This is a genomic window from Roseomonas sp. CECT 9278 (assembly GCF_918698155.1).
Taxonomy (GTDB): Bacteria; Pseudomonadota; Alphaproteobacteria; order Acetobacterales; family Acetobacteraceae; genus Neoroseomonas.
The window spans coordinates 1-11,489 of sequence record NZ_CAKKLX010000083.1 but is presented as its reverse complement, the minus strand read 5'-3'; the positions used below and the strand labels follow the sequence as shown (position 1 = coordinate 11,489).

Sequence of the window (11,489 nt, the reverse complement as noted above, 5' to 3'; positions counted from 1 at the left end):
GCACCTCAGCACCACCAGCCCTCAACAGGACAACATCGCAATCCCTCAGCCCAGCACCCAGCCATCCCACACTCAGGACAGCCAAGAACCAAACACTTCCAAAACCGATTTCATTGTCAAAGAACACCCACCAAACCAACAACCAACGACCCCTCAACGAGGCCATCCAATCGCCAGTCTAGCGAAAGTCCGCTTGAACTCAGCGGGGGAAACAGTCTAGGGCAACCACCCCGTCCCGTCAACCCGCGCCAGCCTCATCAGCGGCGTGAGGGGGCTTCTACGGACATCGCCCGGATATGTCAAACGGGTTTCATGCGGTTTCGTGCATTGCGCCAGACGCATAGCTCGCCCACTTGATCTCGTTAAGGACTCCAGGATCACGGATTAACGTCTTGTCATGTCAGGCCCCCTCATGGCCCAACTCCAGGACAACCGCAGACCAGGAGGCCTTCCCGACGATGCGGCTCCGCCTTGCCATCGCCCCACTCGCCCTGATCGCCCTCATCCCGGCCTTCCGGGGCGCCCCCGACGCACCCGTCACTGTCGACATCGCGCCATCCACGACACGCGCGGCCCTCGTCACCATCACCCCTGACGCGCACCCGCCGCTCAGTGGATCGCTTGCGGCATCGCCCGAGTCCCCCATCGCGCCCACCCCCATTGCCGACCCACAGGCCGCACCGCAGGAACGCATCCTTGTGGTCAGCCGCGGCGATACGCTCGCCGGGCTGCTGGATGCCGCCGGCGTGGACGACGCCGACGCGCAGGCCGCGATCGCCGGCCTGGCACGCCACTTCCGCCCTGCCCTGCTGCGGCCGGGCCATGAGATCGCGATCCGCCTGGCACCCGGCGACACCCCTTCCCTGCTCGACCTCGAGATCGAACCCGAACCCGGCCGGACCATCCGCGTTCACCGCACCCCCGACGGAAGCTGGGCCGACGAGCAGACCATCGCCCCGCGCAGCCGCTTTCTCGTGCGCGCCGAAGGCAGCGTGGATGGCGGCCTGTTCCCGGCCATGACGCGCAACGGTGTGCCGGCCGGCATGGCCCTCTCGCTGATCCGCATCCTGGGCCACGACGTGGACTTCCAGCGCGACCTCCAGCCAGGCGACCGTTTTGCCGTCCTGTTCGACCGCTTCCGCGACGATGACGGCAACATCCTCGGCCACGGCCAGGTCCTGAAGGCCACGCTCACCATGTCGGGCCGCACCCTCGAGATCTGGCGCCACAAGACCCGCGCCGGCGACCTCGAATGGTACGACTCGCAGGGGCGGAGCCTGCGCCGGTCCTTCATGCGCACACCGCTGGATGGGGCACGCATCTCGTCCGGCTTCGGGCCGCGGTCCCACCCGATCCTGGGCTTCAACCGGATGCACCAGGGGATCGATTTCGCCGCGCCGACGGGCACGCCGATCTACGCGGCGGCCGATGGCACGATCGTCTCGGCCAGGCGCGAACGCGGCTACGGCCTGATCGTGCGCATCCGCCACGCCAACGGCGTGGAGACCCGCTACGCGCACATGTCGAGCTTCGGTCGTGCCATCGCCGCCGGCCGAAGTGTTCGCCAAGGCACGGTGATCGGTGCCGTGGGGTCAACCGGCATGTCGACCGGCCCACATCTGCATTACGAAATCGTCGTTCGCGGCCGTGCCGTCGATCCGGGCCGCCATGTGCAACCGCCGGTGCGGCTGGCAGGGCAGGACCTCACGGATTTCCGTGCCCGCCAGGCCCGCATCGCGCGAATCGCCGCCGGCTTCGGCTCCGGCGACGAGGTCGCGCTCGCCGGCAATTGACGCGCGTCGGGCCGGCAGCGCGCCGCTGCCGGCCCGATTCACGCCCTAAGCCGCTTCGGCAAGCCCGGGCCGTACCTCCAGCCCATCCGGCGATGCGGTGACTCGCACGACATCGCCATCCTTGATGCTGCCTTCCAGCAGAAGCCCCGCCAGCCGGTCCTGCAGGTTGCGCTGGATGACGCGCTTGAGCGGCCGTGCGCCATACACCGGATCGTAGCCGGCCTCGGCCAGCCACTCCCGTGCCTTCGCATCCAGTTCGAGCCGCACCTTGCGGTCTTCCAGCAGCTTCAGCAGCCGCTGCAGCTGGATGTCCACGATCGACGCCATGTCCCCGCGCGCGAGGCGGCGGAACAGCACAATCTCGTCGAGCCGGTTCAGGAATTCCGGCCGGAAGCGCTCGCGCACGGCGCGCATCACCGCCGGGCGCACCGTATCGACCTCGGCATTCTCCGGCAGTTCCGCGATCGCCTGGCTGCCGAGGTTGCTCGTCAGCACGATGATGCAGTTGCGGAAGTCGACCGTGCGCCCCTGCCCGTCCGTCAGCCGCCCGTCATCGAGCACCTGCAGCAGCACGTTGAAGACATCGTCATGCGCCTTCTCGACCTCGTCGAACAGGATCACCTGGTAGGGCCGGCGCCGCACCGCCTCGGTCAGCGTGCCGCCTTCCTCGTAGCCGACATAGCCCGGCGGCGCGCCGATCAGGCGGGAGACCGCGTGCTTCTCCATGAACTCGCTCATGTCGATGCGCGTCATCGCCCGCTCGTCGTCGAACAGGAACTGCGCCAGCGCCTTCACGAGCTCGGTCTTGCCCACGCCGGTCGGCCCGAGGAACAGGAACGACCCGATCGGACGGTTCGGATCCTGCAGCCCCGCCCGCGCGCGCCGCACGGCCTTGGAGACCGCCTCCAGCGCCTCCTCCTGCCCCACCACGCGGTGGCGCAGCGCGTCCTCCATGCGCAGCAGCTTCACGCGCTCGCCCTCGAGCATCTTCTCGACCGGCACGCCGGTCCAGCGCGACACGATCGCCGCGATGCCTTCCTCGGTGACCGCCTCGTTGACCAGCCGCGCATCGCCGTCGCCGGCCTCGGCCAGCTTCTTCTCAATCCCCGGGATGACGGCGTAGAGCAGCTCGGATGCCTTCGCCAGGTCGCCCTTGCGCTGCGCCAGCTCGACATCGGTGCGTGCCTTGTCCAGCTGCTCCTTGAGCTTCTGGCTCTCGACCACCTTGCCGCGCTCGGCCTCCCAGCGCTGCGTCATCTCGTTCGAGCGTTCCTCGAGATCCGCCAGCTCCTTCTCGAGCTTGCCCAGCCGGTCGCGCGATGCCGCGTCGGTCTCCTTCTTCAGCGCCTCGCGCTCGATCTTGAGCCGCATCAGGTCGCGGTCGATGGCGTCCAGTTCCTCGGGCTTGCTGTCCACCTGCATGCGCAGGCGCGACGACGCCTCGTCCACCAGGTCGATCGCCTTGTCCGGCAGGAAGCGGTCGGTGATGTAGCGGTTGGACAGCGTGGCGGCGGCCACCAGCGCACCATCGGTGATGCGCACGCCATGGTGCAGCTCGTACTTCTCCTTGATGCCGCGCAGGATGCTGATCGTGTCCTCCACGCTCGGCTCGCCCACGAACACCGGCTGGAAGCGCCGTGCGAGTGCGGCGTCCTTCTCCACATGCTTGCGGTATTCATCGAGCGTCGTCGCACCGATGCAGTGCAGCTCGCCGCGCGCCAGTGCCGGCTTCAGCAGGTTCGACGCATCCATCGCGCCATCCGCCTTGCCCGCGCCGACCAGCGTGTGCATCTCGTCTATGAACAGGATGATCTCGCCCTCGGCCTGCTGCGTCTCGGCCAGCACGCCCTTGAGCCGCTCCTCGAACTCGCCGCGATACTTCGCCCCCGCGACCATGGCGCCGAGGTCGAGCGCCATGACCTTCTTGGTCTTCAGCGCCTCGGGCACGTCGCCCTTGACGATGCGCAGCGCGAGGCCCTCGACGATCGCCGTCTTCCCCACGCCGGGTTCGCCGATCAGTACCGGGTTGTTCTTGGTGCGTCGTGCGAGCACCTGGATCGACCGCCGGATCTCCTCGTCACGCCCGATCACGGGATCGAGCTTGCCATCCCGCGCCGCCGCCGTGATGTCGCGCGCGTACTTCTTCAGCGCGTCGAAGCTCTGCTCGGCATTCTGGCTATTGACGGTGCGGCCCTTCCGCAGGTCCGCCACGGCCTTCTCCAGCCGCTGCGGATCGGCGCCGGCCTCGCGGAAAGCGCGCCCGGCTTCGCCGTCGCTGGCGGCCAGCGCCACCAGCAGGCGGTCCTGCGCGACATACTCGTCGCCGCCGCGCTGCGCCTGCTGTTGCGCGGCATCCAGCACCCGGACGATATCCGGCGTGAATTGCGGCTGCCCGGCGCCGCCGCCGGATACCTTCGGCACTTTCGCCAGCGCCGCCTCGATCGCCTGCTTGGCGCGGGCGGGGTCGCCGCCGGCGGCACGCACCAGGCCGCTCGCCGCCCCCTCGGCATCGTCCAGCAACGCCTTCGCCAAATGCGCCGCCGTCACCTGCTGATGGTACTCGCGGATCGCGATGGTCTGCGCAGCCTGCAGGAAGCCACGCGCCCTGTCGGTGAACTTCTCGATGTCCATATTCGTCCCTCTCTGAGCGGACAGGCGTCGGCCACCCCCAATTGGGCAGCAGCCACGCCTCCTATGAGCCCCTCATGTGGTATGCGTCATTGATCTGCTTCAAGGGGGCGCCATGCGCATCGAGACCATCTACCGCTATCCCGTGAAGGGCCTGACGGCCGAGGCGATGGAGGAAGTGGCCCTCACCCCCGGCGCCACACTTCCCGAGGACCGCCGCTTCGCCCTGGCCCAAGGCGATTCCGCCTTCGACCCCGCGGCGCCGACCTGGCTGCCCAAGCGCAATTTCGGCTGCCTCATGGCCAACGCCCGCCTGGCCCTGGTGCATTCCGCCTTCGACGCCCGCACCGGCGACCTGCTGCTGCGCCTGGCGGGCGCGCCGCCCGTCATCGCCAGCACCCGCACGCCGGAAGGCCGCGCCGCCATCGCGCGCACGCTCACCGAAGCGCTGGGCGAGGAAGCCCGCGGCACGCCGCGCTTCGTCGAGGCACCGGGCCATTCCTTCTCCGATGTCGCGAAGAAGGTCGTCTCGATCATCGGACTGTCCAGCCTGCAGGCGCTGGAACAGGCCGCGGGCATGGCGCTCGACCCGCTGCGCTTCCGCGCCAATGTCTATGTCTCGGGCGGCAGCCCCTGGGCGGAATTCGACTGGATCGGGCGCGAGATCCTGCTCGGCCAGGCGCGGCTGCGCGTGGTCAAGCGCATCGTCCGCTGCCCCGCGACCGAGGTGAACCCCGACACCGCGGAACGCGACGCGCAGCCGCCGCGCTGGCTGCGCCAACACTTCGGCCACGCCGACCTCGGCGTCTATGCGGAGGTGCTGGAAGCCGGCCGCATCGCGGTCGGCGACGCGCTGGAAGTCACCGACCCGGAAGGCTGAAACCGGGCGCCGGCGGCACCCCGGCGTCAGGCCGGCTCGCGCGCCTCGCCGGCCGGCTCGGCGGAGGCCTCGCCATCGCCGTAGTCCTGGCCGTTCCCGCCCTGGATCTCGGTGGCCTCGCCGCCTTCGCCCTCGCCCTGCTCGTTGGGCTGGTAGCGCCGCTGCTGCGTTTGCTGGTGCTGCGCCGCGGCCTGGTTCATGGCGTTGAGGATGCGGAAATAGTGTTCCGCGTGCTGGAAGTAGGATTCCGCCATCACCCGGTCGCCGCCGCTGGTCGCGTCGCGGCCCAGCTGCAGGTACTTCTCGAACAGCTGCTGCGACGTGCCGCGCAGCCGCATGTCCGGACCGCTCGAGTCGAAGACGTGGTTCCGGTTGAGCGGCTGGCGGTCGCCGCCCCCGCTGCCGCCGCCGGTGTGGCGGAACTGGCTGCCGCCCCCGCCGCCGCCGCCGCCATGACGATGGCCGCCACGGCCGCGCATGCGCTTCATGTTCATCGGTGTTGCGTTTCGCTGTCCTGCGTCCGTGCCGTGCCCAGCAGGTCGAACCGGGATGGTTCGGCCCCTTGCGGCAAACGACCGGTCTCGTTGCACACCGTCATCCTGGCCCCTGCGGCCTGCGGCCGTCGTCACCAGTCTGCCGGTCGGTGGTGTCAGTGGCCTGCTCATCCGCCGATTTCGCCGGCTTCAGCGTCACCCGCGGGCAGGACACTTGCGGCCCCGGAGCATTCCGGCGGGAAAACATGCCCGCTGTCTGCGCTGTCCGGATAGGGAGAGGGCAAACCCCTGCCCTACCGCGGTTGCACCCTAGCGGCGGGCAGCCCCGCCGCCAAACGGATTTTTCAGACCGCGCGAAGGGAATCAGGCCCGCCGCAGGGTTCCTTGACCCCCAGCACCAACGCCCGGTCGATCCCGCCGAGGTCGCGCCCTGCCGCAACAGGAACAAGCCCTGCCCCGATCGCCAGCGATTCGACGGCCGCGCGCTGCCCGGCCCCGAGTTCCAGCACCGCCCGCCCGCCCGGCGCCAGCAGCGCCGCTAGCCTCCCCGTGATGCAGCGATAGGCATCGAGCCCATCCGCCCCGCCATCCAGCGCCAGGGCCGGTTCGTGACGCGCCACCTCCGGCATGAGCGCCGGGATCTCGGCGGTGGCGATATACGGTGGATTGGACAGCACCAGGTCGAACCGCCCGTCGACCGCGGCGTCCCAATCCCCCACCAGGAAGGCGGTGCGCGCCGCCAGCCCGTTCGCCGCCGCGTTTCGGGCCGCCAGCCGTGCCGCGTCCGGCACGCGGTCGATCCCGACCCCCCATGCCGCCGGCCGGTCCGCGAGCACCGCCAGCAGCAGCGCCCCGGTCCCGGTGCCGAGGTCGAGCACCCGCCCGCCATCGACGAAGCCATCCAAGGCAGCCTCCACGACCGCCTCCGAGTCCGCGCGCGGGATCAGCGTGGCGGAAGAGACCGCGAGGTCCAGCGTCCAGAAGCCGACATGGCCGACCAGATGCGCCATCGGTTCATGCGCCGCGCGCCGGCGCAGCAGCGCCGCGAAGGTCGCGCCGGCCGCTTGCGGCACCGGCGCCCGCGGGTCGCGCAGCAGGTCTTCCTCACGGCAGCCCAGCACCTGCGAGAGCAGCATCCGCGCCTCGAACCGCGGCGCGTCGATCCCCGCCGCGCGCAGCACCTGCCCCGCCTGGCACAGGAAGGCGCCGACCGACCCGCCCGGATCGGCGCAGCCGTTCACGCCGCCTCGGCTGCCAGGCGCGCCGCCTGGTCCTCGGCGATCAGTGCGTCGAAGATCTCGTCGAACTCGCCCAGCATGACGCGGTCGATCTTGTGCAGCGTCAGCCCGATGCGATGGTCGGTCACGCGCCCCTGCGGGAAGTTGTAGGTGCGAATGCGCTCGGACCGGTCGCCGGTGCCGACCTGCGACTTGCGGTCGGCCGCGCGCACGCTGTCGATCGCCTGGCGCTGCGCGTCGTACAGCCGCGCGCGCAGCACCTTCATCGCCTTCGCGCGGTTCTTGTGCTGCGACTTCTCCTCCTGCATCGCGACCACGATGCCGGTCGGCAGGTGGGTGATGCGCACCGCCGAATCCGTCTTGTTCACATGCTGCCCGCCGGCGCCGGACGCGCGGTAGGTGTCGATCCGCAGGTCGCCCTCGTTGATCTGCACGTCGACCTCCTCGGCTTCCGGCAGCACGGCGACCGTCACGGTCGAGGTATGGATGCGCCCCTGCGTCTCGGTCGCCGGCACGCGCTGGACGCGATGCACGCCGCTTTCGAACTTGAGGCGCGCGAACACGCCGCGCCCGGCGATCTCCGCCGTGGCACCCTTGATGCCGCCGAGGTCGCTCTCGTCGTAGTCGAGAAGTTCGAAACGCCAGCCGCGCGATTCCGCATAGCGCTGGTAGGCGCGGAACAGCTCGGCCGCGAACAGCCCGGCCTCGTCGCCGCCGGCGGCGGGGCGGATCTCCAGGATGCCGCTGCGCTCATCCGCCGCGTCGCGCGGCAGCAGCAGCAACTGCAACTCGCGCTCCAGCGCCGGCACGCGGTCCTTCTGCGCCAACCACTCGGCCTCGGCCAGGTCGCGCATCTCGGGGTCGGCCATCATCGCCTCGGCCTCGTCGCGCGCGCGCGTGGCGGCACGCAGCTCCTCGACCTTGGCGACCAGCGGCTCGATCTCGGCGAGTTCCTTCGACAGCGCGCCAATCCCCGCCCCCGGCGCGGTGGCGAGGATGTGGCGGACCTCCTCCGCGCGCGCCAGCACGCGGTCGAGGCGATGGGCGAGGGTCACGGCGTCTGCCCGGCCTGCTCGGCCATCTGGTCCGCCACCATCTCGGTGATCACCGCCTGCATCGCCTCCAGCCCCCCGGCGGTCTCGGCCAGGGCGCGCAGCATCTCCGTGCGCGGGACCTTGTCCTGGGTGCCCTCCAGCAGGTCGCGCACGACCACGTTGCCTTCGGCGATCTCGGCATCGCCGATGATCACCGCGGCGAAGGCGCCCGACTTGTTCGCCCGCTCCATCCGCCGCTTGAGGTTGCCGCGATAGCCGATCTCGGCCGCCACGCCGGCTGCACGGAGTTCGCGCAGGACCTCGATCGCCGGCCCCTCGGCGGCATCGCCCGCCGGGATCACCGCGACCGCGCGTGGCGCTTCCGGCGCCTCCGGCAGCAGCATCGCCAGCCGCTCCATCCCCGCCGCCCAGCCGACCGAAGGCGTCGCCGGCCCGCCCATCTCCTCGACCAGGCCGTTGTACCGCCCGCCCGCCATCACCGTGCCCTGCGCCCCCAGCCGGTCGGTCACGAATTCGAAGGCGGTATGGCTGTAGTAATCAAGGCCGCGGACGATGCGCGGGTTCTCGCGGAAGGGCACCCCGAAGCCGGCCAGGTAACCCTTCACCGCGGCGTAGAATGCGGCGGCCGCCGGGCTGAGATGGTCGCCGATCAGCGGTGCGCCGGCCACGATCGCGCGGTCCCCTTCGTCCTTGCTGTCGAGGATGCGCAGCGGGTTCTTCTCCAGCCGCACGCGGCTGTCCTGGCTCAGCGCCTCGCGATGCGCGTCGAAATACGCGACCAGCGCGGCGCGGTAGGCGTCGCGGCTCTGGGCATCGCCCAGCGTGTTGATCTCGAGCACCGTGCCCTCCGACACGCCGAGGGCGACCAGGATGTCCCAGCCGCAGGCAATCACCTCGGCATCGGCCAGCGGCTCGGCGGCGCCCAGCACCTCGATCCCGATCTGGTGGAACTGCCGGTAGCGCCCCTTCTGCGGGCGCTCGTAGCGGAACATCGGCCCAGCGTAGAATACCTTGCGCGGCAGGTTCGACTGCGTCAGCCCGTTCGAGACCAGCGCGCGGCAGACGCCCGCCGTCATCTCCGGGCGCAGCGTGAGGGAATCACCGCCGCGATCCTCGAAGGTGTACATCTCCTTCATCACCACGTCGGAGGAATCGCCGAGCCCGCGGGCAAAGACGCGCGTGTCCTCGAAGACGGGCGTCGCCCATTCCTCGAAGCCGTACAGCGCGCTGACGTGGCGCGCGGCCTCGCCGACGGCATGGTGACGGCGGAAATCCTCGCCGATCAGGTCGCGCGTGCCGCGCACGGGCTGCAAGGCTGTCATGGTGTGGTCCGGTCAGTAGCGGTCAGAATCTGCGATTGCGCTGTTGCTGCTGGGGCTGCGGCGCACGCGGCGCGCGGAACAGCTCCTCGCGCGCCTGGTTGGCCACGCGCGTCGCGGTGGCAAGCGCGCGGCGATAGGTCTCGGCCTCCCCATCATCGAGGCATTCGGTGAAGTCGCCGAGATCGACGAGGCCGCGCAGCCGCCCCGCCCATTGGTCCAGATAGGCAAGCAGGACGATGCCCTGCGGCCGCGACTCGGCGTCGATGCCGACCGACAACGCGCTGGCGTGCTGGCGGATCACCAGCGTCGCCTCCATCGCCCGCGCATTGATCGTCCCGCAGGAAGCGCCGCCGGGCCGCACCTCGGTCGGCGGTGCATCGTCCTCGGCGGGGGGCATCTCAAGGCTGCCGGGCTGCGCATGCGCCGCGGGAGCGGCCGCGCAGGCCAGCCCGACCAGCAGGCAGCAGCCCCAGCGGCGGAGCATCGATACGGCAACCAGGCCAATGCCCTGGCGGGCGCGCCGCAGCGCCCGGGACCGCCGCGTGGCCGCGATGCGGTTCGCATCCGCCACGCCAACGCCGCGCGCCGATACGCCTGCCGCGGCGGACCGTTCGAGGCAGCCGATCGCGGCCCGCAGCCCCGCCCGGCCACGCCCCTGCGCATCCTGGAATGGGGCGCCGGGTGGGGGCGCGGGCCGCGCGTCGGGATGCGCCGGCACGCACAGTCGCAGACGGTCCGGCAGGACCGGCCGAATCATTCAGCCGCCTGGCGGGCCGCCTCGGCCGCCGCGGCGCGGGCCGCCGCCGCAAGCGCATCGGCCTTGGCCGTCACCAGCCCGACGATGTGGTCGACCATCTCCTCGGAGCGGATCGTGTGGTCGGTCTTGCCCGCGGCATAGACCATGTGCGTCCCCGCCCCGCCGCCGGTCAGGCCGATATCGGTCATCAGCGCCTCGCCCGGGCCGTTCACCACGCAGCCGATGATCGACAGGGTGATGGGCTGCTGGATATGCGCCAGGCGCTCCTCCAGCTTCTCGACCGTGCGGATTACGTCGAAGCCCTGCCTGGCGCAGGACGGGCAGGAGATGATCTTCACCCCGCGGTGGCGCAGGTGCAGGGACTTCAGCATCTCCCAGCCGACCGTCACCTCCTCCTCCGGCTCGGCGGAGAGCGACACGCGCAGCGTATCCCCGATGCCGGCCCACAGCAGCGAACCGAGGCCGATCGCCGACTTCACCGTGCCGGCACGCTTGCTGCCGGCTTCGGTGATGCCGATGTGCAGCGGGTGGTCGCAGGCCTCCGCCAGCTGCTGATAGGCCGCGACCGCAAGGAACACGTCCGACGCCTTCACGCTGATCTTGAACTCGTCGAAGCCTTCCTGGAGCAGGTGGTCGGCATGCCACAGCGCGCTCTCGACCAGGGCCTCCGGGTTCGGCTCCCCGAACTTTTCGAGCAGGTGCTTCTCCAGGCTGCCGGCGTTCACGCCGATCCGGATCGAACAGCCATGGTCGCGCGCGGCCTTCACGACCTCCTTCACGCGCTCCTTGCTGCCGATATTGCCGGGATTGATGCGCAGGCAGGCCGCGCCGGCCTCGGCGGCCTCGATGGCGCGGCGATAATGGAAGTGGATGTCGGCGACGATCGGGACATTCACCTCGCGCACGATCTCGGCCAGCGCCGCGGTCGCTTCCTCGGTCGGGCAGGAGACGCGGACGATGTCGGCGCCGGCCATCTCGCAGCGCCGGATCTGGTCGATCGTCGCCTGCGCGTCCTCGGTCGGCGTATTGGTCATGGTCTGGACGGTGATCGGCGCATCGCCGCCCACGCGCACCTTTCCCACGCCGATCTGCCGCGACTTGCGGCGCAGGATTTCCTGGTACGGGCGATAGGACATGCGTCTGGTTCCGGTCCTGCACGCGGCTGCGGAGGCAATATGGCGGGTGACGCGGCCGGCCGGAAGGCTTGTCGGTCGGCGGGCGGCCGACTCAGGGGCGCGCGGGCGCCGGCGTGGCGGGGCGCGCGGCGGGCGGGGCGGCGGCGGGCGGTGCCGCTGCGGGCTCTGATACACATGTCCGAGCCC

At 70.5% G+C, this 11,489-nt stretch carries 9 protein-coding genes; 2 read left to right on the top strand and 7 right to left on the bottom strand.

Annotated features, from left to right (window positions below):
- Positions 1-353: 353 nt before the first annotated feature.
- The gene (locus tag LQ222_RS25395) at positions 354-1,793 is read left to right on the top strand and encodes a M23 family metallopeptidase (RefSeq protein ID WP_230169671.1); all 1,440 of its coding nucleotides are present in this window, start codon (positions 354-356) and stop codon (positions 1,791-1,793) included.
- 45 nt (positions 1,794-1,838) lie between these two features.
- Here LQ222_RS25395 and clpB read toward each other — a convergent pair whose 3' ends face one another.
- Positions 1,839-4,424 carry an ATP-dependent chaperone ClpB gene (gene clpB / locus LQ222_RS25390; protein ID WP_230169670.1) on the bottom strand — a complete coding sequence of 862 codons (2,586 nt, stop codon included), beginning with the start codon at positions 4,422-4,424 and terminating at the stop codon, positions 1,839-1,841.
- A 112-nt stretch (positions 4,425-4,536) separates the two neighbouring features.
- On the opposite strand from clpB, the gene LQ222_RS25385 reads away from it, so the two are divergent.
- Positions 4,537-5,301 carry an MOSC domain-containing protein gene (locus LQ222_RS25385; protein WP_230169669.1) on the top strand — a complete coding sequence of 255 codons (765 nt, stop codon included), beginning with the start codon at positions 4,537-4,539 and terminating at the stop codon, positions 5,299-5,301.
- 26 nt (positions 5,302-5,327) lie between these two features.
- Here LQ222_RS25385 and LQ222_RS25380 read toward each other — a convergent pair whose 3' ends face one another.
- The 6 genes from LQ222_RS25380 to ispG all read right to left on the bottom strand — a co-directional run bounded on the left by LQ222_RS25380 (position 5,328) and on the right by ispG (position 11,303).
- Entirely contained in the window at positions 5,328-5,795 is a 468-nt protein-coding gene (locus LQ222_RS25380; protein ID WP_230169668.1) for a DUF4167 domain-containing protein, read from the bottom strand.
- A gap of 344 nt (positions 5,796-6,139) precedes the next feature.
- On the bottom strand, positions 6,140-7,036 hold the full coding sequence (gene prmC, locus LQ222_RS25375) for a peptide chain release factor N(5)-glutamine methyltransferase (protein ID WP_230169667.1): 897 nt from the start codon (positions 7,034-7,036) through the stop codon (positions 6,140-6,142).
- Complete coding sequence (gene prfA / locus LQ222_RS25370; RefSeq protein WP_230169666.1) at positions 7,033-8,088, bottom strand: peptide chain release factor 1; 1,056 nt, start codon at positions 8,086-8,088, stop codon at positions 7,033-7,035. The genes prmC and prfA overlap by 4 nt, the downstream gene beginning before the upstream one ends.
- Positions 8,085-9,410, bottom strand: coding sequence for a histidine--tRNA ligase (gene hisS, locus LQ222_RS25365; RefSeq protein ID WP_230169665.1), 1,326 nt, complete (start codon positions 9,408-9,410; stop codon positions 8,085-8,087). Before hisS ends, prfA begins: the two co-directional genes overlap by 4 nt.
- A gap of 22 nt (positions 9,411-9,432) precedes the next feature.
- Positions 9,433-9,894, bottom strand: coding sequence for a hypothetical protein (locus LQ222_RS25360; protein ID WP_230169664.1), 462 nt, complete (start codon positions 9,892-9,894; stop codon positions 9,433-9,435).
- A 269-nt stretch (positions 9,895-10,163) separates the two neighbouring features.
- Positions 10,164-11,303: a flavodoxin-dependent (E)-4-hydroxy-3-methylbut-2-enyl-diphosphate synthase gene (gene ispG, locus LQ222_RS25355; protein WP_230169663.1), complete on the bottom strand. Its 1,140-nt coding sequence runs from the start codon at positions 11,301-11,303 to the stop codon at positions 10,164-10,166.
- Positions 11,304-11,489: the final 186 nt, after the last annotated feature.